General features: G+C 69.7%; 22 protein-coding genes. 11 read left to right on the forward strand and 11 right to left on the reverse strand.

Annotated features, from left to right (window positions below; translation table 11 throughout):
* Positions 1-46: 46 nt before the first annotated feature.
* Positions 47-565 (reverse strand): DUF4245 domain-containing protein, encoded by a 519-nt coding sequence (locus EF387_RS29335; protein WP_128379639.1) that lies wholly within the window; start codon positions 563-565, stop codon positions 47-49.
* A 126-nt stretch (positions 566-691) separates the two neighbouring features.
* Between EF387_RS29335 and glpX the strand changes: the two genes are divergently transcribed.
* On the forward strand, positions 692-1723 hold the full coding sequence (gene glpX / locus EF387_RS29340; protein WP_128379640.1) for a class II fructose-bisphosphatase: 1032 nt from the start codon (positions 692-694) through the stop codon (positions 1721-1723).
* Positions 1724-2187: 464 nt separating this feature from the next.
* Here the strand turns inward: glpX and EF387_RS29345 are convergent, their stop codons facing one another.
* Together EF387_RS29345 and EF387_RS29350 are read right to left on the reverse strand one after the other, a co-directional pair.
* On the reverse strand, positions 2188-2556 hold the full coding sequence (locus EF387_RS29345; protein ID WP_128379641.1) for a WhiB family transcriptional regulator: 369 nt from the start codon (positions 2554-2556) through the stop codon (positions 2188-2190).
* 163 nt (positions 2557-2719) lie between these two features.
* Positions 2720-3424 (reverse strand): DUF1707 SHOCT-like domain-containing protein, encoded by a 705-nt coding sequence (locus EF387_RS29350; protein WP_128379642.1) that lies wholly within the window; start codon positions 3422-3424, stop codon positions 2720-2722.
* A gap of 192 nt (positions 3425-3616) precedes the next feature.
* Here EF387_RS29350 and EF387_RS29355 point away from each other — a divergent pair, with 192 nt between their 5' ends.
* Positions 3617-5293, forward strand: a complete 1677-nt coding sequence (locus EF387_RS29355) for a fumarate hydratase (RefSeq protein WP_128379643.1) — start codon at positions 3617-3619, stop codon at positions 5291-5293.
* 160 nt (positions 5294-5453) lie between these two features.
* Here EF387_RS29355 and EF387_RS29360 read toward each other — a convergent pair whose 3' ends face one another.
* Positions 5454-5759, reverse strand: coding sequence for a transcriptional regulator (locus tag EF387_RS29360; protein ID WP_338058135.1), 306 nt, complete (start codon positions 5757-5759; stop codon positions 5454-5456).
* A complete protein-coding gene (locus EF387_RS29365; protein WP_128379644.1) occupies positions 5756-6265 on the reverse strand; it encodes a hypothetical protein in 510 nt (169 codons plus the stop codon). The genes EF387_RS29360 and EF387_RS29365 overlap by 4 nt, the downstream gene beginning before the upstream one ends.
* Before the next feature lie 131 nt (positions 6266-6396).
* Here EF387_RS29365 and EF387_RS29370 point away from each other — a divergent pair, with 131 nt between their 5' ends.
* The 4 genes from EF387_RS29370 to EF387_RS29385 all read left to right on the forward strand — a co-directional run bounded on the left by EF387_RS29370 (position 6397) and on the right by EF387_RS29385 (position 11786).
* Positions 6397-7806: a class II fumarate hydratase gene (locus EF387_RS29370; RefSeq protein WP_128379645.1), complete on the forward strand. Its 1410-nt coding sequence runs from the start codon at positions 6397-6399 to the stop codon at positions 7804-7806.
* Positions 7807-7879: 73 nt separating this feature from the next.
* A complete protein-coding gene (gene fomD, locus EF387_RS29375; protein ID WP_128379646.1) occupies positions 7880-8584 on the forward strand; it encodes a cytidylyl-2-hydroxypropylphosphonate hydrolase in 705 nt (234 codons plus the stop codon).
* Between the two features lie 94 nt (positions 8585-8678).
* Positions 8679-9446 carry a class I SAM-dependent DNA methyltransferase gene (locus tag EF387_RS29380; RefSeq protein ID WP_128379647.1) on the forward strand — a complete coding sequence of 256 codons (768 nt, stop codon included), beginning with the start codon at positions 8679-8681 and terminating at the stop codon, positions 9444-9446.
* Between the two features lie 153 nt (positions 9447-9599).
* Complete coding sequence (locus tag EF387_RS29385; RefSeq protein ID WP_420802637.1) at positions 9600-11786, forward strand: SpoIIE family protein phosphatase; 2187 nt, start codon at positions 9600-9602, stop codon at positions 11784-11786.
* A 201-nt stretch (positions 11787-11987) separates the two neighbouring features.
* Here the strand turns inward: EF387_RS29385 and EF387_RS29390 are convergent, their stop codons facing one another.
* Positions 11988-14285: a transglycosylase domain-containing protein gene (locus tag EF387_RS29390; RefSeq protein WP_128379701.1), complete on the reverse strand. Its 2298-nt coding sequence runs from the start codon at positions 14283-14285 to the stop codon at positions 11988-11990.
* Between the two features lie 366 nt (positions 14286-14651).
* Between EF387_RS29390 and EF387_RS29395 the strand changes: the two genes are divergently transcribed.
* From EF387_RS29395 to EF387_RS29415, 5 genes are all read left to right on the forward strand, one after another.
* Positions 14652-15608, forward strand: coding sequence for an SPFH domain-containing protein (locus EF387_RS29395; protein ID WP_238431765.1), 957 nt, complete (start codon positions 14652-14654; stop codon positions 15606-15608).
* Complete coding sequence (locus EF387_RS29400) at positions 15605-15853, forward strand: type II toxin-antitoxin system antitoxin (protein WP_128379649.1); 249 nt, start codon at positions 15605-15607, stop codon at positions 15851-15853. The genes EF387_RS29395 and EF387_RS29400 overlap by 4 nt, the downstream gene beginning before the upstream one ends.
* Positions 15854-16647: 794 nt before the next feature.
* Positions 16648-17172, forward strand: coding sequence for a PadR family transcriptional regulator (locus EF387_RS29405; protein WP_128379650.1), 525 nt, complete (start codon positions 16648-16650; stop codon positions 17170-17172).
* Positions 17169-17855, forward strand: coding sequence for an ABC transporter ATP-binding protein (locus tag EF387_RS29410; protein ID WP_128379651.1), 687 nt, complete (start codon positions 17169-17171; stop codon positions 17853-17855). The genes EF387_RS29405 and EF387_RS29410 overlap by 4 nt, the downstream gene beginning before the upstream one ends.
* 68 nt (positions 17856-17923) lie before the next feature.
* A complete protein-coding gene (locus tag EF387_RS29415) occupies positions 17924-20230 on the forward strand; it encodes an ABC transporter permease (RefSeq protein WP_128379652.1) in 2307 nt (768 codons plus the stop codon).
* Positions 20231-20337: 107 nt separating this feature from the next.
* Here EF387_RS29415 and EF387_RS29420 read toward each other — a convergent pair whose 3' ends face one another.
* The 5 genes from EF387_RS29420 to EF387_RS29440 form a co-directional block, all read right to left on the reverse strand.
* Positions 20338-21804 (reverse strand): AI-2E family transporter, encoded by a 1467-nt coding sequence (locus EF387_RS29420; RefSeq protein ID WP_128379653.1) that lies wholly within the window; start codon positions 21802-21804, stop codon positions 20338-20340.
* 132 nt (positions 21805-21936) lie between these two features.
* On the reverse strand, positions 21937-22653 hold the full coding sequence (locus EF387_RS29425) for an aggregation-promoting factor C-terminal-like domain-containing protein (RefSeq protein ID WP_128379654.1): 717 nt from the start codon (positions 22651-22653) through the stop codon (positions 21937-21939).
* Positions 22654-22711: 58 nt separating this feature from the next.
* Positions 22712-23410: an aggregation-promoting factor C-terminal-like domain-containing protein gene (locus EF387_RS29430; protein WP_128379655.1), complete on the reverse strand. Its 699-nt coding sequence runs from the start codon at positions 23408-23410 to the stop codon at positions 22712-22714.
* Positions 23411-23847: 437 nt separating this feature from the next.
* Positions 23848-25173 carry a PhoH family protein gene (locus EF387_RS29435; RefSeq protein WP_128379656.1) on the reverse strand — a complete coding sequence of 442 codons (1326 nt, stop codon included), beginning with the start codon at positions 25171-25173 and terminating at the stop codon, positions 23848-23850.
* A gap of 340 nt (positions 25174-25513) precedes the next feature.
* Positions 25514-26287, reverse strand: coding sequence for an isoprenyl transferase (locus EF387_RS29440; RefSeq protein ID WP_128379657.1), 774 nt, complete (start codon positions 26285-26287; stop codon positions 25514-25516).
* Positions 26288-26339: the final 52 nt, after the last annotated feature.

Consider the following 26339-nt stretch of genomic DNA (forward strand, 5'->3'; position numbering starts at 1 on the left):
CGGCGCAACGCCGGGGCCTCGCTCGTGTGCACGGTGCACGGACCACTCAGGACGTCCGCAGCGCCTTCGCCATCGCCGTCAGCCGCTCGAAGGACGCCGTGCCCGTCACCACCGTCGTGGACCCCTCGTCCTTCAGGACCAGGGCGTCGTACTTCTCACCCTCGTAGCGCTGCCACGTCCGGCCACCGATCTGCTCGGTGCCCTTGGTCTCCGTGGCACCCTGGCTCGCCTCGTCGATGAACCGGGCGGGCTTCTGGGTGGACTGCTCGATCGCCACGTACTCACCGTCCGGGTCGTGGAAACCGAGGTGCCAGCGGTCGGACTCGGCGCCCTGGAAGCGCACCGAGGTCGCCTTCCACGCCGAAGGGAGACCCTCGGGCGCGGCCACCGGGTAGGCCGCCGCACGGCGCGCCGTGAGCAGCTCGATCCGGTAGTCCACCCGCTTCACGGGAGGCTGCGAGTCGTCGTGAGGAATGAACATGTAGATGAACCCCACGACGAGTCCGATCACCGCCAGAGAGATGATCATGTCCCGGACCGACTGGAAGCCTTTGGTACCTGCCACGCCCCTATCGTCGCAGGTGCACTGGCCTGCTCATCCGTGGGGCCCCCTGCTCATTTTGTCGGACTGACGATAGAGTCGGCCGCAGACCCTCATCCGGCCGTCGTCGTATCAGAAAGGTGCGCTCCGATGACCGAGCACCATCTCCCCTCCGAACTCGAGGTCCCTTCCGAGGCTCCCGACCGCAACCTCGCCCTCGAGCTGGTCCGGGTCACCGAAGCGGCCGCGATGGCCGCCGGTCGCTGGGTGGGCCGCGGGGACAAGAACGGCGCCGACGGCGCCGCCGTACGTGCCATGCGGACCCTCGTCAGCACCGTGTCGATGAACGGCGTCGTGGTCATCGGGGAGGGCGAGAAGGACGAGGCCCCGATGCTCTTCAACGGTGAGCGCGTCGGCGACGGCACCGGGCCGGAGTGCGACATTGCCGTCGACCCGATCGACGGCACCACCCTGACCGCCAAGGGCATGACGAACGCGATCGCCGTGCTGGCCGCCGCCGACCGCGGCACCATGTTCGACCCGTCCGCGGTCTTCTACATGGACAAGCTGGTCACCGGCCCCGAGGCCGCGGACTTCGTGGACATCAACGCGCCCATCTCGGTGAACATCCGCCGGGTCGCCAAGGCGAAGAACTCCTCCCCCGAGGACGTCACGGTCGTCATTCTCGACCGGCCGCGCCACGAGGGTGTCATCAAGGAGATCCGGGAGACGGGTGCCCGGATCAAGCTGATCTCGGACGGCGACGTCGCGGGCTCGATCCTGGCGCTGCGCGAGGGCACCGGCATCGACCTGCTGCTCGGCGTCGGCGGCACCCCGGAGGGCATCATCTCGGCCTGTGCCGTGAAGTGCCTGGGCGGCACCATCCAGGGCAAGCTGTGGCCGCAGGACGACGCGGAGAAGCAGCGCGCCATCGACGCCGGACACGACCTCGACCGGGTGCTGTACACCGACGACCTGGTCTCCGGCGAGAACGTCTTCTTCGTGGCCACCGGCATCACCGACGGCGAACTGCTGCGCGGGGTGCGGTACCGCGCCGAGACGGCCACGACCGACTCCATCGTGATGCGTTCCAAGTCCGGCACGGTCCGGCGCATCGAATCCGTGCACCGGCTGTCGAAGCTGCGCGCGTACAGCACGATCGACTTCGAGCGCGCCAAGTAGCAAGCACGCCGAGCGGTCCCGCCGGTCAGACGGTGCCGCCGGTCAGCGAAAGGGCGCCCCCTGTACGGAGGGGGCGCCCTTTGCGTAAGGCCGCGTATCGGCGCGTGGTCGCCCATGTGAGCTCGCATCCGCGTGGGCACGCGATCAGCGCGTGGGCACGCGTATCAGCGCGTGTGCGCGCGTAGCTCGCGTGCGCGTGAGCATACGGACCGACCGGTACCGCCGGCGGCACCGCGGACGGGAACTAGTGCCGCAACAGGCAACGTTCGCCCCGTCGCGTCGCCCGGCACTCCCCCAAGCTCTTCGAGCAGGGGGACCCCCACTCGCCGCACCGGCCGAAAGCCCAAGTACATCCAGTACGAGGACTTCCGGCCGGCACTCCCCCAAGCTCTTCGAGCAGGGGGTACCCCCAGAGCACGCACCGGACGCCGCTCCTTACCGGGCGCACGTTGCCTGCTGCGGCACTAGCCCGCCGCGGCTATCGTGCGGGCCGCCTTCTTGAGCTCGAGATCGCGACGGCGGCGCCGGGCGAGGACCACGCGGCGCTCGGCGGCGGTGAGACCACCCCAGACACCGTAGGGCTCGGGTTGCAGGAGCGCGTGCTCGCGGCACTCGACCATCACCGGGCAGCGGGCACAGACGCGCTTGGCCGCCTCCTCCCTTGACAGCCGGGCGGCCGTTGGCTCTTTGGACGGAGCGAAGAACAGCCCGGCCTCGTCCCTCCGGCACACGGCTTCGGTGTGCCAGGGCGCTTCTTGATCCCTGTCTCGCACTGGCACCCGCTGGGCCACAACGGCGGCGACCTGCAGGGACTGATGCGGCGGTTGCAGCACGGTCTACTCCTGACGACGGCTTCGCGAGCGAGAGACGATGCAGCAAGGCCTACCCGCTGTGCGCGTGCCTATGCACTGGGTTCGGAAGCACCGGATTTCTCGCCCCGGAGCTGCCGCTCAGCGCCGGACCAAGCCCCTCCGGCCGTCAGGAAATTCGCAGTCGTCAATGCTTCAGGTATTTGCGCATCTGGGTCCGCGCGTAGCGATGGAGGTCCTCTATCAGCTTTCCACGCTTGGGCTTTGCCTCGATATTGCCCAATACCGCCATACCGTCCACATAAACCACCGGTGCGCCCTGCTGGTCCGAATCGAGGGCGTCCACCTCGAAGTTACCGAGCACTCCCCCGCCGTTCCCACGCAGCGTGACGTTCTCCGGGACGCGTATCTCCACGTTGCCGAAAACGGAGATGGCCTTGATGACGACCTGTTGGTACTCGAAGATCGCCTCGCTGAGGTCGATCTCGACCGAGCCGAAGATCGAGTACACATGCGTACGGCGGCCGACGCGCCAACGGCCCTTGCGGCTGGCCGAACTGAACACGGCCACCACGTTGTCGTCCACGACCGCCGGGATGCCCGTGGGGCGGGTGGGCGGCGGCGTGTAGGCGGGCGGGGCCGTGGCCGCGGGCAAGTCGCGTATGAACGGCTCCAGTTCGCCGACGGTCTTGGCGCGCAGGACGCCCTCGACCCGCTCGGCGTGCTCCTCGGCGGTGAGACGGCCCTCCGCGAGGGCGTCACGCAGGATGTCCGCGATGCGGTCGCGGTCGGCGTCCGAGGCGCGCAGTTCGGACCGCGGCACGTCGGCCGTCGCGGCGGGCCGGGGCGCGGTCGGCTCGGGGGTGGCGTCGGTGCGCTTCTGAAGGTCCACGGCAGCAGCCTACCGAAACGCGATAGATCGCGACTACCCCATGACCGCCCCTGTGGAAAACCCGCATCCGGTCCGCGGCCCCACCAACCACCCGCGGAACTGAGCCTTACCTCACAAGCCGACCGTTCTCGTGAGGTTCTACGCTGGTGGGCGCGCCGCCAACGGAGGCCGGCCGTCGTCGTCGAGTGAGGAATGGGCGAAATGCCTGAGTTCGCGTATACCGATCTGCTCCCACTGGGAGAGGACACCACCCCCTACCGGCTGGTGACCGCCGAAGGTGTCTCCACCTTCGAGGCCGACGGGCGGACGTTCCTCAAGGTCGAGCCGGAGGCGCTGCGCAAGCTCGCCGAGGAGGCCATCCACGACATCCAGCACTACCTGCGCCCGGCCCACCTCGCCCAGCTGCGCCGCATCATCGACGACCCGGAGGCGTCGGCGAACGACAAGTTCGTCGCCCTCGACCTCCTGAAGAACGCGAACATCGCGGCCGCGGGCGTGCTCCCCATGTGCCAGGACACCGGCACCGCGATCGTCATGGGCAAGCGCGGCCAGAACGTCCTCACCGAGGGCCGCGACGAGGAGGCCCTCAGCCGCGGTATCTACGACGCGTACACCAAGCTCAATTTGCGCTACTCCCAGATGGCCCCGCTGACCATGTGGGAGGAGAAGAACACCGGCTCCAACCTCCCGGCCCAGATAGAGCTGTACGCCACCGACGGCGGCGCGTACAAGTTCCTGTTCATGGCCAAGGGCGGCGGCTCGGCCAACAAGTCGTTCCTCTACCAGGAGACGAAGGCCGTCCTGAACGAGGCCTCCATGATGAAGTTCCTGGAGGAGAAGATCCGTTCGCTCGGTACGGCCGCCTGCCCGCCGTACCACCTGGCGATCGTGGTCGGCGGCACGAGCGCGGAGTACGCCCTGAAGACGGCCAAGTACGCCTCCGCGCACTACCTGGACGAGATCCCTGCCGAGGGCTCGCCGCTCGGCCACGGCTTCCGGGACAAGGAGCTGGAGGAGAAGGTCTTCGAGCTGACTCAGAAGATCGGTATCGGCGCGCAGTTCGGCGGCAAGTACTTCTGCCACGACGTGCGCGTCGTCCGCCTCCCCCGGCACGGCGCGTCCTGCCCGGTCGCGATCGCCGTGTCCTGCTCGGCGGACCGTCAGGCCGTCGCGAAGATCACGGCGGAGGGCGTCTTCCTGGAGCAGCTCGAGACCGACCCGGCGCGCTTCCTGCCGGAGACGACCGATGAGCACCTCGAGCAGGACGGCGACGTCGTGCGCATCGACCTGAACCAGCCGATGGACGACATCCTCGCGGAGCTCACCAAGTACCCGGTGAAGACCCGGCTGTCCCTCTCCGGTCCCCTGGTCGTGGCCCGTGACATCGCCCACGCCAAGATCAAGGAGCGGCTGGACGCGGGCGAGGACATGCCGCAGTACCTGAAGGACCACCCCGTGTACTACGCGGGCCCGGCCAAGACCCCCGAGGGCTACGCCTCCGGTTCCTTCGGTCCGACGACGGCCGGCCGCATGGACTCCTACGTCGAGCAGTTCCAGGCGGCGGGCGGCTCCAAGGTGATGCTGGCGAAGGGCAACCGGAGCAAGCAGGTCACGGACGCGTGCAACACCCACGGCGGTTTCTACCTCGGCTCCATCGGCGGTCCCGCCGCCCGCCTCGCCCAGGACTGCATCAAGAAGGTCGAGGTCGTCGAGTACGAGGAACTCGGCATGGAGGCGGTCTGGAAGATCGAGGTGGAGGACTTCCCCGCGTTCATCGTGGTCGACGACAAGGGCAACGACTTCTTCCAGGACCCGGCGCCGCAACCGACGTTCACCAGCATCCCGGTACGGGGTCCGGGCCTGGGCTGACACCACAGCGACACCCCTGCTGGAGAGCCCCTGGCCGTCGGCCGGGGGCTCTTGGCAGTCAGGCTGGAAGCCGACATGGAGACCAGCACGCCGCCTGCCTCGGCGACCAGCCCGGGGATCTGCTCCGCCCGGTGCATCTGGCACACGACGGAGTTGCCCGTCACTCCCCCACGATCGCCCGCAACGCCGCCAGGTGGCCGTGGTACGCCTCCTTGCCTCGTGCGGTGAGGCGCAGCCACACGCGTTGCCGGGTGTCGCGTACCGCCTTGCGCTGTTCGACGTATCCCGCGTCGATGAGGGCGCCGGCGTGCTTGCTCAACACGGATGCGGACAAGCCGAGTTGTTCCTGCAGTACGCCGAACTCCGCTTCGCCCGCGGTGTCGAGCAGAGCGCAGATGCGCAGCCGGTTGGGTGCGTGGACGAGGTTGTCGAAGCCGGCCATCGGGTCGGTGTGCTGGGTGGTCACGAGGTCTTCCGGTGCAGTCGTACGAAGGCGAGGTGGAAGCCGACGGACACCGCGGCCGCCACGGCGGAGGCGGCGACGAGCAGCCAGGCCTGGCCGGTGGCACGGAACGCCAGGGCCGAGCCCACGAGCACGGCGGGCAGTCCGGCCATCAGGGGCACGGTAGCCCGCCTGGGCAGCACGTCGAACCGGAGCGCCACCCCGGTGCGCTGTTTCCAGGAGTGGGCGGCGACCGAGAACAGTGCCCAGAACGCCGCGGTGGTCACCAGCAGCGCGGTCACCCAGGCCCAGCGCGGCAGCAGCCATGATCCCTCGGCCACCACACCGCCATAGACGAAGGGGAAGGCGGCGAGATAGGCGGTCAGGACGGTGGCGAACCAGATCGGCCACGGCGTCGCGGACAGCGCTGCCGTCGACGCCCGGACGCGGTCCGCGTCGGCCAGCGCCGCCCGCGCCTGGTCCGGAGTCGGAGCGACGGGACGGCCGGAAAAGCTCGCTTCGGTTTCCATGACGGAAACTCTAGCCCTGACTTTCCGATGCGACAACAGAAGATTTTCCGTATCGGAAAGACAGATGGGGAACCCGAGCGGGGAATACGTCCCGGCAGCACCGCGCTCACGTCCCCGGAGGTACGACAACGATGACCACCCAGGCCGAAGACGGCGACCAGCAGTTCCGCATCGAGCACGACTCCATGGGCGAGGTCCGGGTCCCCGCCCACGCCAAGTGGCGGGCCCAGACACAGCGGGCCGTGGAGAACTTCCCCGTCTCCGGGCAGCGCCTGGAGCGCGCGCACATCCAGGCCCTGGCGCGGATCAAGGGAGCCGCGGCCAAGGTGAACGCCGAGTTGGGGGTGCTCGACAAGGACATCGCCGACGCCATCGCGGACGCCGCCGCAGAGGTCGCCGACGGGCGGTGGGACGAGCACTTCCCGGTGGACGTGTTCCAGACGGGGTCCGGGACCTCGTCCAACATGAACACCAACGAGGTGCTCGCCACGCTCGCCACCGAGCGGCTGGGGCGGGACGTCCACCCCAACGACCACGTCAACGCGTCACAGTCGTCCAACGACGTCTTCCCGTCGTCCATCCACATCGCCGCCACCGCCGCCGTCACCCATGACCTGATCCCGGCCCTGGAGCACCTCGCCGCCGCCCTGGAGCGCAAGGCGGAGGAGTTCGCCGATGTGGTGAAGTCGGGGCGGACCCATCTGATGGACGCCACGCCCGTGACACTCGGGCAGGAGTTCGGGGGATACGCCGCCCAGGTGCGGTACGGGATCGAGCGGCTCCGGGCGTCCCTGCCGCGGCTCGCCGAGCTGCCGCTGGGCGGCACCGCCGTGGGCACGGGCATCAACACGCCGCCCGGGTTCTCCGCCGCCGTGATCGAGGAGGTCGCCCGGGTCACCGGGCTGCCGCTCACCGAGGCCCGCAACCACTTCGAGGCACAGGGCGCCCGGGACGGGATCGTGGAGACCAGCGGGCAGCTGCGGACCATCGCCGTGGGGCTGACGAAGATCGCCAACGATCTGCGGTGGATGGCCTCCGGGCCCCGGACCGGGCTAGCCGAGATCCGTCTGCCGGATCTGCAGCCGGGCTCGTCGATCATGCCGGGGAAGGTCAACCCCGTCATCCCCGAGGTGGTGCTCATGGTCGCCGCGCAGGTGACCGGGAACGACACGACCGTCGCCACCGCCGGCGCGGCCGGCAACTTCGAGCTCAACGTGATGCTGCCGGTGATCGCGAAGAACGTCCTGGAATCCGTCCGGCTGCTCGCGAACGTCTCGCGGCTGCTGGCCGACCGGACCGTCGACGGGATCGCCGCGGACCGGGAGCGGACCCGCGAGTACGCGGAGTCGTCGCCGTCCGTCGTCACACCGCTCAACAAGTACATCGGCTACGAGGAGGCCGCCAAGGTCGCCAAGAGGTCGCTCGCCGAGCGGAAGACCATCCGGGAGGTGGTCCTGGAGTCCGGGTACGTCGACCGCGGCGACCTGACCCTGGAACAACTCGACGAGGCGCTTGATGTCCTGCGGATGACGCATCCGTAAAACCCTCCGGCCCAAGGGGGCAACCGCGATGTGCACCGCAGCGTCGTATGCACATGGCACCTAATATCTGGTCATGACGGACGGTGATGCGGTGACGGTGACGGTGACGCAAGGCGAGCGAGCCGATTCGGGTGGGCGCTGGGCGCCCGGGGACCGGATCCTGTGGAGGTACCGCGAGAACGGCGGTCCCGAGGTCCACATCTGCCGTCCGGTGACCGTCGTCCAGGACACCGCGGACCTCCTGGCGGTGTGGATGGCACCGGGCACGGAGTGCATCAGGCCCGTGCTCGCCGACGGCACCCCCGTGGGGGCGGAGCCGCTGGAGTCCCGTTACGCCAAACCGCGCACGGTGCGGCGCGGCCGCTGGTTCGGCGCGGGTGTGCTGAAGCTGGCCCGGCCGGGCGACGCCTGGTCGGTCTGGCTGTTCTGGGAACCGGGCTGGCGGTTCAAGAACTGGTACGTCAACCTCGAGGAGCCGTTGGCCCGTTGGGCCGGCGGGGTGGACTCCGAGGACCATTTCCTGGACATCTCGGTGCACCCGGACCGCAGCTGGCGGTGGCTCGACGAGGACGAGTTCGACCAGGCGCAGCGGGCCGGACTGATGGACGCCCGGCTCGCGGCGGGGGTACGGCGTGCGGGGCTGGCGGCGGTCGAGGTGATCGAGGCGTGGGGCTCGCCGTTCTCCGACGGTTGGCAGCACTGGCGTCCCGATCCGGAGTGGTCTGTACCATCGCTGCCGGACGACTGGGATCGCACACCGGCGCATCTGGCCTCATGAGACCCTTGATGCGCCCCCGTGGTACAACCGTAGGATCGTCCTCCGCAAAGGGTTGCAGGGCACAACTCCCGGAGCATGCGCTGGGCCTGACCAAATGTCACCGAGGGGCGGCAGGGACGTGAGCGAGGGGCGCAACGGGCACGAGGGGTACGAAGGGTACGGCGTGAGACCGGACCGTACCGGCCAGGCGGAGGCCTTCGACGCCATCGGCGCCCGGTACGACCAGGCATACCCGCACAAAGAGGGCCAGTTGGCGGCCGGCCGGTGGCTCATCGAGTCGCTCCCGGCCGGATCGCGCATACTGGACGTCGGATGCGGCACGGGACTGCCGACGGCTCGTCAACTCACCGACACGGGACACTCGGTGGTGGGTGTCGACCTGTCCACCGGCATGCTGGAGCTGGCCGCGAGGAACGTGCCGGAGGCGGAGTTGCTGCACCGCGATGTGGCCTCACTCAGGGCCGAAGGGCCGGGCGGCCTGGGCCGGTTCGACGCCATCACCTGTTTCTTCACTCTGCTTATGCTGCCCCGTGACGAGATCCCTTACGCACTGCGGCAGTTCCACCGGCTGCTCGAGCCCGGAGGACTGCTCGCGCTCTCGATGGTCGAGGCCGAGCTGGACGACACGGAGATTCCGTTCCTGGGACACACGGTCCGGGTATCGGGTTTCCTGCGGGACGAACTGCGCCGGGTCGTGTGCGAGACAGGCTTCGAGATCGCCGGGGAGAGCTCGTACGCCTACGCACCGGAGAGCAACCAAGCTTCCCCGAGCTCTCGGCTTCCCTCGACCGGGGGGACCCCCGTGAGCAGGGGAGACCCCATTCCTGAGCACCAGCTGTTCCTCAACTGCCGACGCACCTGATACAAGTCGCGTACGGCGCGCAGCCCCGGACGGATGGATTCGACACGCGTGACGGAGCACCCCACACCGCATGAGCACCGCCAGCCGAGCGCTGTGCGGCCCCCCGCCCCCGCGGACGCCCGCGGGGCGCTCCTGCGTACCCCGGAGCCACCCATGCCCCCCACGGCGGCGGCCTTACCAGCTCAGGCCCGCACCGGGGAGCCGGCGCCCGAAGCCGCTCAGTGCCCCGCCACGGGGCTGCCGCTGAGCGGGAGCACCGCGGGCGGCACACCGGCCGCCGCGGGCGATACGCCGGTCGTGGCGGGCCCCCAGCCCGGTGCGCAGGGCGCCGCCGCTGCCGTGCCCGCCGGCGGGCACACGCCCTCCGGGGCGTCCACAGGCGGCAACCACGGCCCGTCGGGCGCTCCCGCGTCCGTGGGCCCGTCCGGGGTGCCGGTGCCGCCCGGCCCGGAGCACTCCCAGCCCTCGGACGCCGAACCCGACCCGCACCGGCCGCGGCCCGCGCACACCGGAGTGCCGGTGCAGCCCGGCGCGGAGACGGGACACTCCGAGCACTCGGAACACTCGGAACACTCGGACGGCAACGCTCCCGGCGGACTGGAGCGGCGGACCGGGCAGGCGCTGCCGGCCGGGCCCATGCCGATGCGGCGTGACGGCGACCGGCTGCGGTTCGTCGGCGCCGCCACCAGGCGGATCGCCCGCGGCATAGACCTCGACGAGATCGTGATGGGGCTGTGCCGGGCCACGGTGCCGACCTTCTCCGACGCGATCCTGGTCTATCTGCGCGATCCGCTGCCGGTCGGCGACGAGCGGCCCACCGGCCCCATGGTGCTGCGGCTGCGCCGCTCGGACCGGATCCCGGAGGACCGGGACACCGACGGCGGATTCATGGCCGCGGTGCAGCAGCCGGAGCCGGACCTCGCGGTCAGCTCCGATCTGTGCGAGGTGCGGATCGGCGGTGCGCTCGCCGAAGTGCTGCGCGGGGTACGGCCCGTCTTCGCGGACGCGCCCACGGCCCGGGCGGCGCTGCCCGAGCTGCTCGGCGAGGACTTCGCGGTGCCCGGCGGTCAGCGGGCCATCCTGGCTCCGCTGCGCGGCCGCAGACGGGTCATCGGTGCCGCGCTGTTCCTGCGCCGGCCGGACCGTCCGGCCTTCGAGACGGACGACCTGCTGGTCGCGGCCCAGCTCGCCACGCACAGCGCGCTCGGCATCGACAAGGCGGTGCTCTACGGCCGTGAGGCGTATATCGCCGACGAGTTGCAGCGCACGATGCTGCCGGAGACGCTGCCGCGCCCCACGGGCGTGCGGCTGGCGTCCCGTTATCTGCCCGCGGCGGAGACCGCGCGGGTGGGCGGCGACTGGTACGACGCGATCCCGCTGCCCGGCAGCCGGGTCGCCCTCGTCGTCGGCGATGTCATGGGCCACTCCATGACGTCCGCCGCGATCATGGGTCAGCTGCGCACCACCGCGCAGACGCTGGCCGGACTGGACCTGCCGCCGCAGGAGGTGCTGCATCACCTCGACGAGCAGGCCCAGCGGCTCGGCACCGACCGGATGGCGACCTGCCTGTACGCCGTCTATGACCCGGTCTCGCACCGCATCACCATCGCCAACGCCGGTCATCCGCCGCCCGTGCTGCTGCATCTGGGCGGCCGGGCCGAGGTGTTGCGGGTGCCGCCGGGTGCCCCGATCGGCGTGGGCGGAGTGGACTTCGAGGCGGTGGAGCTGGACGCGCCCGCCGGGGCCACGCTGCTGCTCTACACCGACGGCCTGGTCGAGTCCCGCCTCCGGGACGTCTGGACGGGCATAGAGCAGCTGCGCGAACGGCTTGCCGCCACCGCCCAGCTGACGGGCGCCGACCATCCGCCGCCGCTCGAGGCGCTGTGCGACGAGGTGCTCGACATGCTCGGCCCGGGCGACCGGGACGACGACATCGCGCTGCTCGCCGCCCGCTTCGACGGGATCGCGCCGAGCGATGTGGCCTACTGGCACCTGGAGCCGGAGGACGCGGCACCCGGCAAGGCCCGCCGGCTGGCCCGCAAGGCGCTGTCGCGCTGGGACATGGAGGACCTGAGCGACTCCGTGGAGCTGCTCGTCAGTGAGGTGGTCACGAACGCGGTGCGGTACGCCTCGCGGCCGGTCACCCTGCGGCTGCTGCGTACGGACGTGCTGCGCTGCGAGGTCGGCGACGACGTGCCGCAGCTGCCGCGCCTGCGCCAGGCCCGCGCCACCGATGAGGGCGGGCGCGGGCTGTACCTGGTGAACAAGCTGGCCCGGCGGTGGGGCGCGACCCGGCTCAGCACCGGGAAGGTGGTCTGGTTCGAGCTGAACCAGGGATGAGGCGCCGGGGGCCGACGCCCCCGGCGGCCTGGTCGCCCGCGCGGCCGAGCGCGTCCTCCTGGTCGGCGGCGGCCTCGACCCCAGCGGCGGCGAGCAGGTGCGGCCGCGTCGGCACCCTCAGCGGCGACTGCGGGTCTTCCGCACACAAGGGCGCCCGGAGCCGTCTGGCTCCGGGCGCCCTTGTGTCGTTGCCGCGGGGGGCTACTGGTTGGGCTCGTTCCCGCCGCCGGGATTCTCCGGCGGTCCGTCCTCGGGCGGCGGCGTCGTGTTGACGGGTTCCGAACTCGGGTTCGCCGGCTCGTCGTCCGGCGGTGGGGACGTCGCGGGGTCGTTGCTCGGCGGTGGGGACGTCGCGGGGTCGTTCTTCGGCGGCGGAGGCGGCGAGGGCGTGTTGCTCGGCGGCGCGGACGTCTTGGGCGGTGCCGAGGTCGGCGTGCTGGTGGGCGCGACCGCCGCGCCCTGCTCGGTGTCCAGGTCGAACTTGGTGACCGTGCCCATCACCCCGAAGGTGTACTCCGCCCAGATCTGAGCGGGATAGCCACCGCCGTTGACGCGTCCCTTGCCCGGGAGACGGCCCGTGGCGCCCTGCAGGGTGACCTGCGCGGAGGTCTTGGCGTCCTCGCCGAACAGACCCACGGAAGTGACCAGAGTGGGCGTGTACCCGGTGAACCAGGCCGACTTGTTGTTGTCGGAGGTGCCCGTCTTTCCGGCGACCTTCTGCCCCTTGCGGGCGGGGTTGTTCCGCACCGACTCCCTGGCCGTACCGTCGTCGACCACGCCCGTCAGCACCGAGGTGACGGTGTCGGCCGCCTCGGGGCTGATGACCTGCGCACCGAACGGGTCCGGGAAGGTGACCGTGCGGTCCTTGTGCTTGGCCGACTGGACGAGCGCCGGGGTGACCTTCTTGCCGTGGTTGTCCAGGGTGGCGTAGATCCCGGCCATCTCCAGCGGGCTCGCGCCCATGGTGCCGAGGGTCTGCGCGGGCACCGCCTCCATGCCCGTGGTGTCCATGCCCAGCTTCTTGGCGACCGCCATCACCTCGGTCATACCGACGTCGACACCCATCTGTGCGAAGACGGAGTTGATGGACTTGTTCATCGCGGTCTGGACGGTGACGTCGCCATAGTCCTGGTCGTCCTCGTTCGGCGGCGCGAACCCGACCTTCTCGCCGTTCTGCTCGACGGGCCGCTTGCTGGTGCCGTCGTAGATGGTGTCCGCCGTGATCGGTTCGCCGTCCTGCGTCTCGGCCTTCTCGTCCAGGGCCGCGGCGAGGATCACCGGCTTGAAGGTGGAGGCGGGCTGATAGTCGCGGCGCGTGGCGTTGTTCCTGAAGTGCTTGACGTAGTCCGTGCCGCCGTACATGGCGACCACCTTGCCGGTTCTGGGGTCGACGGAGGCGGCACCGGCCTGGACGTTGCCGTCGACCTTGCGCTTCTTCGCGTTGAGCTTGCTGGTCAGCTGGTTCTTGACGGCCGCCGCCAGTTTCTTCTGCTTCTTCTTGTCGATGTTGAGGGTGATGGTCCAGCCTCGCTCCTTCTGGACCAGCGCCTCGGCGTCCTCCGCGCTCTCACCCTGCGCGACGAGCTGCTTCTTCAGCGCGTCGTTGGCCGCCTCCACCAGATAGCCGGTCTGGCCCTCGAGACCGGGAGCCGCCTTGGGCGCCTTGGGCACGGGGAACTTCATGTCGTCGCGTTCGGACTTGTCCAGCCAGCCCTGCTCGACCATGTTGTCCAGCGTGTAGTTCCAGCGCTGCTTCACCAGCTGCCGTCCGGTGGGTGTCGCGGTGGACCAGGCGTACTGGCTCGGGGCCTGGAGAGTCGAGGCCAGGTAGGCGCCCTCGGCCACGGTCAGTTTCACCGCGTCCTTGTGGTAGTAGGTCTGCGCGGCGGCCTGGATGCCGGACGCGCCCTGACCGTAGTAGCTGGTGTTGATGTAGCCCGCGAGGATGGCGTCCTTGGTCTCGGACTGGTCCACCTTCAGCGAGATGACGATCTCCTTCAGCTTGCGGGTGACCGTCTGATCCTGCGTCAGGTAGTAGTTCTTGACGTACTGCTGGGTGATCGTCGAGCCGCCCTGCTTACCCTTGCCCATCAGGGTGTTGAGGATGCCCCGCGCGGTGCCCCTCAGGTCGACGCCGGCGTCGGTGTAGAAAGTCTTGTTCTCGGCGGCGACGAAGGTCCGCTGGACCTCCTTGGGCACCTGGTCGAGGTCCACGATCTCGCGGTTGAAGCCGACGCGGGCCAGCAGCGTGCCGTCGCTGTACTCGTAGACGTTGCTCTGCTTCTCGGCGTCCGCGTTGGCCACCTTGGGAACGTCCACCAGCAGGTACACGGCGATGAAGCCGCCCATCGCGAGCAGGCAGAAGCCGAAGAACGTACCAAGCATCGTCTTCCAGTTGACGAAGCGGCGTATGCCCGTGCGACCGCCGCCCGATGAACGCTTGGGAGCCGCCCTGCGACCGCCACGCTGGCGCGCCCGTCTCTCTTCCGCTCGTCCCATCGATCCGATCCGCTCCGCTTCGCTCTTGTCGGCCTCGTCCGTCTCGCCCGTCATCAGCAGCGGGCAGTTCAGGTCAGCTCTGCAAGCTAACACCACTGGCCGGGGACAAAAGTTCATCAATCCGGACTTGTCCGGACGTGATAATCAGCACCCAATTCCCAGAGGAACGAGTATTCCCCACCGATTACCGACGAGCGGGAGGGGCAGAAGGTTGCTTCCCTGGGCCAAGTCCGCGGTATTGTGATATCACTTAGTAAGCAGCGAGTTATCTCGGGGGCAGGCCCGGTCCGGGCCACACCGACCCTGGGTCGCGCCGCCTGGACGCGCCGTGCTGGGCCCGCTGCCGCACGACCCAGGACCACACTCATGAACGGGGAACCCATGTCCAATACCGCACCCTCCGACGCGATGCCGTCCGGAACCCCTGAGATGCCCTCGCCGCAGGTGCGCGAGTTCGCCGCGAACAGCATCGGTGGGGGTCTCGCCCTACTGCTGGGCCTGGCCGGACTGCTGCTCGGCACCTGCCTGGTCGTGGGCGGGACGCTGGTCGCGGCGACCGGCTTCAAGGTCGCGCTGATCATCGGCGGCATCCTGGTCGGGCTCGCCGCGTTCCTCGCGATGTGCGGACTGAACATGGTTTCGCCGGGTGAGGCCCGGGTGGTCCAGCTCTTCGGCCGCTACCGCGGCACGATCCGCCAGGACGGGCTGCGCTGGGTGAACCCCTTCACCTCGCGCACCACCGTCTCGACGCGCGTCCGCAACCACGAGACCGCCGTACTCAAGGTCAACGACGCCTACGGCAACCCGATAGAGCTCGCGGCGGTCGTGGTCTGGAAGGTCGCGGACACCGCCCAGGCGACCTTCGAGGTGGACGACTTCCTGGAGTTCGTCTCCACCCAGACCGAGGCCGCCGTCCGGCACATAGCGATCGAGTACCCGTACGACGCCCACGACGAGTCGGAACTGTCGCTGCGCGGCAACGCGGAGGAGATCACCGAGAAGCTCGCGGTGGAGCTCCACGCGCGCGTGGAGGCCGCCGGTGTACAGATCATCGAGTCGCGGTTCACGCACCTCGCCTACGCTCCCGAGATCGCCTCGGCGATGCTGCAGCGCCAGCAGGCGGGTGCGGTCGTGGCAGCGCGGCGGCAGATCGTGGACGGGGCCGTCGGGATGGTCGAGGCGGCGCTCACCCGGATCACCGAGCAGGACATCGTGGAACTGGACTCCGAACGGAAGGCGGCGATGGTGTCGAATCTGATGGTCGTGCTGTGCGGGGACCGGGCCCCGCAGCCCGTGCTCAACACCGGGTCGCTCTACCAGTGACGGCTCCCTCCTCGGGGGAGAACCCCAAGCGGCGGCCGCAGCAGCGCAAACAGGTGCTGTTGCGGCTTGATCCGCTGGTGTACGACGCGCTCGCGCGGTGGGCGGGGGACGAACTGCGCTCGGCCAACGCACAGATCGAGTTCCTGCTGCGCAGGGCCCTCGCTGAGGCGGGGCGCCTGCCCGGCGGAGCGGGGCCGATCCCACGCCGAGGACGCCCGCCCGCCTCCGGCGACCCGGAGCCGTAGCCTCTCCCTCGTGCGCCGCCCGGCCGAAGCTCGGGGCGGCCCCTCCCCTGCGGACGCCGCAGCGGCGGCCGGGGAGCCCGCAGCGGCGGCCGGGGCGACCGGGCAACCCGCAGCGGCGGCCGGGGCGACCGGAGAACCCCGCAGCGGCGGGCGGGGCGACCGGAGAACCCCGCAGCGGCGGGCGGGCGACCGGGGAACCCGCCGTGCGCGACCGGGGGGACCTCGCCGCACGCGACCGGGGTACCCCGCCGCTCCCGCGCCGACCCTCGTGGGCGAGCGCGACCCCTTCGCGGTCGGCGGGCGCCGGCAATTCCACCCGGCGCGGGGCCGCGCCTGCCGTCCACCCTTGGATCCCCGGACGGACGGCACGTACCGGCGGAAGCCGAGCCGTCCACGGACGCCAAGTGTCCCCGCAGAGCCCGTCCAAGGACGCCAGCTGTACTCGCAGAACCCGACCACGGAGGGTCAGGTGTCCTCGCGGAGCGCGTCTGCGGACCGCAGGTGTCCTTGCGGATCGGGAAGGCAACCCACGGGCGGAAGGCGAGCCCGCCGGCGGAAGGCACGCGCCCGGGCGCGGAAGGCGTCTCGGGCGGAAGGCGAGCCCGTCGGCGGAAGGCACGCGCCCGGGCGCGGAAGGTGTTTCGGGCGGGAGACTGGACCGCTGCGGGCGAGGCTCCGGACGCCGTCACAGAACCGTGACAAAGACCCTCGGCCTGGGGCTTCACATCTCCGCGCGATCGACTATGAATCACACGTATACATGGGGCGTATACGCCCTGTGTAGAGTCCCTGACATGTCCATCGGTCACACACTCCTAGGGCTCCTGGAGTCCGGGCCCCGGCACGGTTACGACCTGAAGCGGGCCTTCGACGAGAAGTTCGGGCACGACCGGCCGCTGCACTACGGTCAGGTCTACTCGACGATGTCCCGGCTGCTGAAGAACGGCCTCGTGGAGGTCGACGGCATCGAGGCGGGCGGCGGTCCGGAGCGCAAGCGGTACGCGATCACCGACGCGGGCATCACCGATGTCCAGCGGTGGCTCGCCACCCCGGAGGCGCCGGAGCCGTACCTCCAGTCGACCCTGTACACGAAAGTCGTCCTCGCGCTGCTGACGAACCGCAACGCGTCCGACATCCTCGACACCCAGCGCTCGGAACACCTGCGGATGATGCGCATCCTCACCGACCGTAAGCGCAAGGGCAACCTCGCGGACCAACTGATCTGCGACCACGCCCTGTTCCATCTGGAGGCCGACCTGCGGTGGCTGGAGCTGACCGCGGCGCGTCTCGACAAGCTCGCCGAGGTGGTAACCCGATGACTCCTGCAGGCTCCCTGCTCGCGGCCCACGACCTGCGCAAGGCGTACGGCCCCACCAACGCCCTCGACGGTGCCGAGTTCTCCATCCACCCGGGCGAGGTCGTCGCCGTGATGGGCCCCTCCGGCTCCGGAAAGTCGACCCTGCTGCACTGCCTCGCCGGCATCGTCACACCGGACTCGGGCTCGATCCTGTACGACGGCCGCGAGATGGCGACCATGAACGACGCCCAGCGCAGCGCGCTGCGCCGCTCCGAGTTCGGGTTCGTCTTCCAGTTCGGCCAGCTCGTACCCGAGTTGACCTGCGTCGAGAACGTCGCGCTGCCGCTGCGGCTGAACGGGACCGGACGCAAGGACGCCGAGCGCACGGCCCTGTCGTGGATGGAGCGGCTGGAGGTCGACGACCTCAAGGCCAAGCGGCCCGGCGAGGTCTCCGGCGGTCAGGGTCAGCGGGTCGCCGTGGCCCGCGCGCTGGTCACCAACCCGCGGGTGCTCTTCGCCGACGAGCCCACCGGCGCTCTCGACTCGCTCAACGGTGAGCGGGTGATGGAGTTGCTGACGGAGGCTGCCCGGTCCGCGAACGCCGCCGTCGTCCTGGTCACGCACGAGGCGCGGGTGGCCGCCTACTCCGACCGCGAGATCGTGGTGCGCGACGGCAGGTCACGGGACATGGAGCGCATTGTATGAGTGCGCGCGGCGGGCACCCCACCGCTCGAGCGGAGTCGAGACCTTGGGGGTGGTCGAGGGACCTGGCCATGGGGGTCAGGTTCGCGTTCACCGGCGGGCGTGAGGGATGGGGCCGGCTGCTGCTGACGGCCGTCGGTGTCGGACTGGGGGTGGCGCTGCTGTTGCTCACCGCCGCGATACCCAACGTGCTGGAGAAGCGGGACGAGCGCGCGGCTGCCCGCATGCTCTTCACCTACACCGACCGCGAGGTATCCAAGGGCGACAACACCCTCCTGGCCGCCGACGCCACGACCACCTATCGCGAGGAGAGCGTCGGCGGAGCACTGCTGCAGCCGGAAGGGTCCCGGGCACCGGTTCCAGTGGGAGTCGACAAGCTCCCCGGCGCCGGTGAGATGGTGGTCTCCCCCGCCCTGAAGGAGTTGCTGGGGTCGGACGAGGGGAAGCTCCTGCGTGATCGGCTGCGGTACCGCGTCGTCGGGACCATCGCCGACACCGGGCTCATCGGCCCCGCCGAACTCCTCTTCTACGCGGGCGGCGAAGGGCTCGTACTGGATCCCGAGAACTCCATCGTGGTCCGCATCGACAAGTTCGGGTCGGAGGACGACGGCAGCTCGGACAGCCCGTTGGATCCCGTGCTTCTGCTGATGGTCCTGGTCGTCTTCGTGGTGCTGTTGACCCCGGTCGCCATCTTCATCGCCGCGGCCGTGCGGTTCGGCGGCGAGCGGCGCGACCGCAGGCTCGCGGCGCTCCGGCTGATCGGTTCCGACAGCCGGATGACCCGGCGGATCGCCACCGGTGAGGCGCTGGCGGGCGCGGTGCTCGGTCTGTGCTTCGGCGCCGGCTTCTTCCTGATAGGTCGTCAGCTCGCGGCGGATATCGAGCTCTTCGAGATCAGTGTGTTCCCCGACTACCTGAACCCGTCGCTCGGGCTCGCCGCCCTGGTCGCGGTCGCGGTCCCGGCGGCCGCCGTGCTGGTCACCATGCTCGCGCTGCGCGGCGTGGTCATCGAGCCGCTCGGTGTGGTGCGGACCGCCAGGCCCGCGCGGCGCCGGCTGTGGTGGCGGCTGCTGCTGCCGCTGGGCGGACTGGCCATGCTCTACCCGATGATCGGCAACGGGCGGGACAACGGGGAGTTCAACGAGTACCTGGTGACCGGTGGCGTGCTGCTGCTGCTGATCGGTGTGACGGCGCTGCTCCCGTGGGCCGTCGAGGTGGTGGTCGCCCGGCTCGGCTCCGGCAGCGTCTCCTGGCAACTTGCCATCCGCAGGCTCCAGTTGAGCAGTGGCACGGCGGCCCGCATGGTCAATGGCATCGCGGTGGCGGTGGCCGGCGCGATCGCCCTGCAGATGCTGTTCACGGGCGCCGAGGGCGAGTACACGGAGTACACGAAGAACGACCTCACGCGGGCGCAGATGCAGTTCACGGTGCCGGAGGACGTTCCGCTCGCATCCGCCGTCGGGAAGTTCACCGAGACCAAGGGTGTACGGCAGGTCATCGCCTACTCCGAAGGCTACGTCGGCGAGCGGCGCAAGGACTCCCAGCTCTTCTCCTCGGTGACCGTCGGCGACTGTGCGTCCCTGCGTGAGGTGGCGACGCTGCCCTCCTGCCGTGACGGCGACGTCTTCGCCATCAAGGGTGCCGCGGACGACGACGCCACGGCGAAGCTGGTCGAGCTGGGCCGGCCCCTGTATCTCGACCCGTCCGACTCAGGGTTGCCGCGGTCGACGGAGGCCGCCTGGACCCTGCCGAAGGACCTCAAGCAGGCCCAACCGCGCATGGACCCCACCGGGATCGAGCGCGGCGGCTTCCTGATCACCCCGAGCGCACTGCCGGCGCACGCCGCACCGGCCGTCACGGGACAGCTCTACCTCAAGCTCGACGAATCCGTACCGGACGTCCGCGATCTGGTGCGGAACACCGCGGCGAGGATCGATCCGCTCGTGGAACCCTCGCTGTGGGCCTCCAGCCAGCGCAGCGACGAGTACGAGAACATCCGCGTCGGGCTGTTCGTGGGCGCGTCGTGCGTCCTGCTGCTGATCGGTGCGAGTCTGCTGGTCTCGCAGCTGGAGCAGCTGCGCGAGCGCAGGAAGCTGCTGTCGGCGCTGGTCGCCTTCGGCACCCGGCGCCGCACGCTGACCATGTCGGTGCTGTGGCAGACGGCCGTCCCGGTCGGCCTCGGCCTGACGCTGGCGGCGGTGGTGGGCATCACGCTGGGCACGGTCCTGCTGAAGATGTCCGACATCCCGGTGAGCGTCGACTGGATGAGCGTGCTGTCCATGACGGGTGTCGGCGCGCTGGTGGTCATGGGGGTGACCCTGCTGAGCCTGCCGCCGCTGGTGCGGATGATGCGTCCGGAGGGCCTGCGGACCGAGTAGCCGAACACCGCACCTGGGTCCGGATCCGGGCCACGGTCGTACGAGGAAAGGCCTCCGGCTTTGCCGGGTGGGCTCCTCGCGGCTGCGGGGTGGGCGATCGTGCTGGATTACCCGGGGTGCGAGTCCCGCGCGCGGGATTGGAAGTAGGACACCACCGTGTTCGTCACGGCGACCAGAGGGACCGCCACCACCGCGCCGCCGATTCCGGCCACCATTCCGCCTGCCGCCACCGCGAGCACCACCGCGAGTGGGTGGACTCGTACCGCGCGGCCCAGGATGAAGGGCTGGAGGATGTGGCCTTCGATCTGCTGGACCGCCAGGACCACCACCAGCGTCATGACCGCTGTGAACACCCCCTGGGTCACCAGGGCGACCACGACCGCGAGGGCGCCCGAGACCACCGCACCCACCAGCGGGATGAACGAGAACAGGAAGATCAGAACGGCGAGCGGGACGGCCATCGGTACGCCGAGGAAGAAGATGCCCAGGCCGATGAAGATGGCGTCGATCAGAGCCACGACCACCGTGCCGCGGACGTATGACGTCAGGGTGCCCCAGGCGCGCGGCCCCGCACCGGCCACACCCGGCCGGGCGGCGGCGGGTACCAGCTTCAGCGACCACTCCCAGACCTTCTTGCCGTCGTAGAGGAGGAAGAGGGTCGAGAAGACCGTCAGGAGGATGCCGGTCAGCGCCTCGATGACGACCGTGACGCCCTCGAGCCCGGCGGAGGTGATCTGGTCCGTGTTGTCCGCGATCGCCTCGCGCAGGTTCTGGGCGATGTCGTTGATCTGGTCCTCGGTCACATGGAACGGACTCTTCAGCAGCCAGCGCCGTAGTTCGTCGATGCCGTCCTGGATCTGGTCCGAGAGGTTGTCGAGGTTCTCCATGACCTGCCAGACCACGAACCAGCCGACCAGACCCATGATGACGAACCCGAGGACGGCGGTGAGCGCGGTGGCTAGTCCGCGCGGCACGCCGTGGCGTCTGAGCCGGTCCACCGCGGGTTGCAGCAGCGCCGTGATGAGCAGCGCGGCGACGAAGGCGAGGACGACCAGTTGGACGGCGCTGATGACCCGCATCAGCACCCAGAGGGTTCCGGCGAGCACCAGCATCCGCCACCCTGCCTCGGCCGCCACGCGTACGCCCCACGGAACGGCGGCGGCCGGATCGGGGCGGGCCGGTCCCGGTACGACGGCCGGGTAACCGGGGGGCGGTGGGCCCTTGGGGGGTTCCGAGGCGGCGGGGGACGGGAAGCGTTCCGCGGAGGAGTCCTCGCCCCGAGCGGCGGAGTCGGCGGCGCGGGCGGATTCCGCGGTGTCCGCGGGACCGGGCTCGCTGGAAGGGCCAGGCTCGCTCGAAGGGCCGGGCTCGCTCGAAGGACCGGGTTCGTGTGGGGGACGGGGCTCACGCGAGGGGCCGGCGGAGGAGCTCGCCGCGGGGAGGGGGGCGCCGGTTGCGTCGGCCTCCTCGTCTGCCTGTTCCCGCTCGACCTCCGCACGGCGGGCTTCGAGGCGTCTGCTGAACTCGGTCAGTCCGGCGCCGAGCCTGCCCAGCCACTCTGGCACTCGCGACATGGTCCGTCCTCTTCCCCCGTCGTGCGCAACCTCTCCCCCGGAGCCGTCCGGTGTGAACCGTACATGGCCGAAGCCCCTCACCCTAGGACGGGGAGGGGCTTCGAAAAGTTGAGCGACCGCGGTGTGGCCGACTCAGTAGGAACCGTTGGCCTGCCAGAAATCCCAGGCATCGCAAGGGCTGCCGTAACGGTCGTTCATGTAGTTGAGGCCCCACTTGATCTGGGTGGCCGGGTTGGTCTGCCAGTCGGCGCCGACGGACGACATCTTGGAGCCGGGGTAGGCCTGGACGAGCCCGTAGGCACCCGAGGTGGGGTTGACCGCCTTGTAGTTCCAGGTGGACTCGTGGTCCACGATGTTGCTGAAGCACTGGAACTGACCGGCCGGCACGATCTGGCGCGCGATGGCCTGGACCTCGGCGACCGTGTACGAGGACTGTGGCGCGGACGGAGCCTCCGGTGTGGGGTCGCCGGCGTCGCGTGTGTCGGCGCGGCTGGACTTCTGCTGCGCCTCCAGGCGGTCCTTGGCGTCCTGCTCGGCCTGCTTTGCGGCCTTCTGCTTGGCGACAGCGTCCTTGGCGGCCTGCTTGCGGGCCTCCTCCTCCGCCGACTTCTTCGCGGTGGTGTCCGCGGCGATGGCTTGCGAGTCGGCCTGCTCCGTGAGGGAGGCGGTCTGCACCTGAGCCTGTTGGCCCGCGGGTAAGTCAGCGAGGAGAGTCGAGTCGCTCGCCGTCGCCTCGGTGTCGTTCGCGGTCTGGGCAGTGTTGCCCTGCGCGACACCGACCACGGCGCCGACAGTGGTGACCGCCGTGGCCGAGGCCACGGCGAATCCCCTGGCCGATATCCGGCTCACACGGTTTCCTTCCGACATCGCAGGTCAAGAGAGTTGAACGGGCCGCGGCCGAGCCGGCTCAGTACCAGTTGTTGGCCTGCCAGAAGTTCCAGGCTCCGCAGGGGCTGCCGTAGCGGCTTTCCATGTAGTTGAGGCCCCACTTGATCTGCGTGGCCGGGTTGGTCGCCCAGTCGGCGCCCGCGGAGGACATCTTGGAGCCGGGCAGCGCCTGCATGAGGCCGTAGGCGTCGGACGTGGGGTTGTCCGCCCGGTAGTTCCAGCTGGACTCGCGCTCCACGATGTTGCTGAAGCACTGGAACTGATCGGCGGGCACCATCTGACGTGCCATGGCCTGGACTTCGGCGGCCGTGTACGACGACTGCGTTGCGAAGCTGGAGGCGTCCCGCGTCGCGGAGCGGCTGGCCGCCAGCTCCGCCTCCTTGCGCTCCTTGGCCTCCTGCTCGGCCTTCTCGGCGGCCTTCTGCTTGGCCACCGCGTCCTCGGCCGCCTGCTTGCGAGCCGCTTCCTCCGCCGACTTCTTGGCTGTGACGTCCGCGGCGATGGCCTGTGCGTCGGCCTGCTGCGTCAGGGAAGCGGTCTGCACCTGAGCCTGCTGGCCCGTCGGTATGTCCGCGAGGAGGGTCGCGTCACTCGCCGTCGCCTCGGCATCGTTCGCCTGCTGTGCGGTGCTGCCCTGGGCAACGCCGACCACAGCGCCGACAGTGGTGACCGCCGTGGCCGAGGCCACTGCGAATCCCCGGACCGAAATCCGGCTCACACGGTTTTCCTTCCAGCATCGCCCGCTTAGGTGACCCTCGCGGACGCAATCGTGCCCCTGGCGCTGGCTTCCCAACTGCGGGGTCACGGAAGCACGGGCCCGGTGGGCAACTCCCGTACGGGAGCGCCGCGTGATGCTCGGGCGGCATACGACGATCACTATGAAGTTCTTGTTGTTCCGTACCGCTGGGGATACAGGTGTGTCGTATGCGGGGCCTGACAGGACTGAGACTCTGCCGTAACCAAAGACCGCAAGGCAATTCTGGGGTGGGTGTGAAAGCTCACACCCCGATGGCCCCAGGAGTTTCCTCAAAAAGGTCACACAAAGAGGCGCCGCCCGGCTAAGATCTTTGCCTTTGCCGGACGGCGCCAACCGTCGGGTAGCTCCTCCAACCGGTGCGTATCGCTACGAGGTTGAGCAGACCCGACCAGAAGTGATCAGATCTGGCCGTCCTCCAGCATTTCGGTCACCAGCGCGGCGATCTGCGAACGCTCGGACCGCGTCAGGGTGACATGGGCGAAGAGCGGATGCCCCTTCAGTTTCTCCACGACGGCGACCACTCCGTCGTACCGCCCGACCCTGAGGTTGTCCCGCTGGGCCACGTCATGGGTCAGCACGACGCGTGAATTCGCCCCGATCCGGGACAGAACGGTCAGCAGAACGTTTCGCTCCAGCGACTGGGCCTCGTCCACGATGACGAACGCGTCGTGGAGGGACCGGCCGCGGATGTGCGTCAGCGGCAGAACCTCCAGCATGCCGCGCGCGGTGACCTCCTCGATGACCTCCCGCGAGGTGACCGCCGACAGAGTGTCGAAGACCGCCTGCGCCCAGGGGCTCATCTTCTCGGCCTCGGAACCGGGCAGATAGCCCAGTTCCTGGCCGCCCACCGCGTACAGCGGCCGGAAGACCATCACCTTCTGGTGCTGGCGCCGCTCGAGCACCGCCTCCAGACCCGCACACAGTGCCAGCGCCGACTTGCCGGTGCCGGCCCGTCCGCCCATCGACACGATCCCCACGTCCGGGTCGAGCAGCAGGTCGAGTGCAATGCGCTGCTCGGCGCTGCGGCCCTTGATGCCGAACGCCTCCCGGTCACCCCGAACCAGACGTACGTTCCCGTCGGCCGTGACGCGCCCGAGTGCCTTGCCGCGCTCGGACTGGATCATCAGGCCCGTGTGCACCGGGAGGTCCGCGACCTCGGGGACATACAGCGACTCCTCCTCGAACAGGAGGTCGACCTGCTCGGCCGCCAGGGTCAGTTCGGACATTCCGGTCCAGCCGGAGGTGTCCGTGATGGCGAGCTCCGCGCGGTACTCCTCGGCGAGGAGGCCCACGGAGGAGGCCTTGATCCTGAGCGGCAGGTCCTTGGAGACGACCGTGACGTCGTACCCCTCGGCCTGCAGGTTGCGGGCGACCGCGAGGATGCGGGAGTCGTTGTCCCCCAGGCGGTAGCCGCTGGGCAACACGCTGGGGTCCGAGTGGTTGAGCTCGACCCGGACGGTCCCGCCGAGTTCCCCGGTCGGGATGGGGGCGTCGAGACGGCCGTACCGTACGCGGTAGTCGTCGAGCAGACGCAGGGCCTGCCGGGCGAAGTAGCCGAGTTCGGGATGGTGCCGCTTGGCCTCCAGTTCCGTGACCACGACGATCGGGAGCACGACCTCGTGCTCGTCGAAGCGGTTCATGGCGTTCGGGTCGGCCAGCAGGACGCTGGTGTCGAGAACGTAAGTGCGCCGGTCTGGCTTGTGGCGCTTTGTGCTGGTCACCACGGAAGGACGTACCCCCTCGGATGAGGTCGGGGAGCGACGATGAGGAACTGGACCGGGCTCGGACCACGCTGCGCGGGCCGAGCACCGGCCCTCCGTCTCGTCCGTGTTGACCACACGGTCGGGCTGGTGCAAAGGGCCTCCCGGGCGGACAGCCCCGTGCCGTCCGCTGAGATACGACACCCGTGGTTCGGGAGTCGACCTGGTTGGCTTATGCCCTCGAACGAGCGCCGCCATGCCATGCGGTATGACGGCGCGCCGGTGAACTCCGCGTTACTTTCGCCCCAGTGGGGGTGCCGTGCACCTCATCGGAGGTACGGATGCCGTTCGGGTGACGCAGGCGTCAGCCGCCGTAGCGCCGGTGCCGCGCCGCGTAGTCGCGCAGCGCGCGCAGGAAGTCGACCTTGCGGAAGGCCGGCCAGAAGACCTCACAGAAGTAGTACTCCGAATGGGCCGTCTGCCACAGCATGAAACCGGACAGCCGCTGCTCACCGCTGGTGCGGATGACGAGGTCGGGGTCGGGCTGGTCACTCGTGTAGAGGTGCTTGCCGATCATGTCGGTGTCGAGGCTCTCGGCGAGGTCCGCCATCGAGGCGCCCTTCTCATGGGCTTCGAGGAGCATCGAGCGCACCGCGTCGGCGATCTCCTGGCGACCGCCGTAACCGATGGCGACGTTGACCAGTATTCCGTCGACGTGGGAGGTGGACTCCTCCGCCTCCTTGAGCACCGTCTGCATGCCGGGGGGCAGCAGGTCGAGCGTGCCCACGTGGTGCACCCGCCAGCGGCCGTCGGCGGCGAGCGAGCTGACGACGTTCTCGATGATGCCGAGCAGCGGGCCGAGTTCCTCCTGCGGGCGGTCGAAGTTGTCGGTCGACAGCAGCCACAGGGTGACGACCTCGACGTCGGTCTCGGAACACCAGCCGAGGAACTCCTCGATCTTGTCCGCACCGGCCCGGTGACCCTGCACCGTGGTGGAGCCGGCGGCCTTCGCCCAGCGTCGGTTGCCGTCCATGATGACGCCGACGTGCTTGGGCACCTGGGCGTGGTCGAGGTGGCCTTCCACCCTGCGTGCATAGAACCTGACCAGCAAGCGGCGCAGGTTGTCGCGCAGGTTCACTAGTTCGTCAGCCTCTCCGTGCAGATGGCGGTCTCCGGGTCCCCCGCGGTCT

Origin of the sequence: Streptomyces cavernae (genome assembly GCF_004023625.1) — a bacterium.
GTDB classification, from domain to species: Bacteria; Actinomycetota; Actinomycetes; order Streptomycetales; family Streptomycetaceae; genus Streptomyces; species Streptomyces cavernae.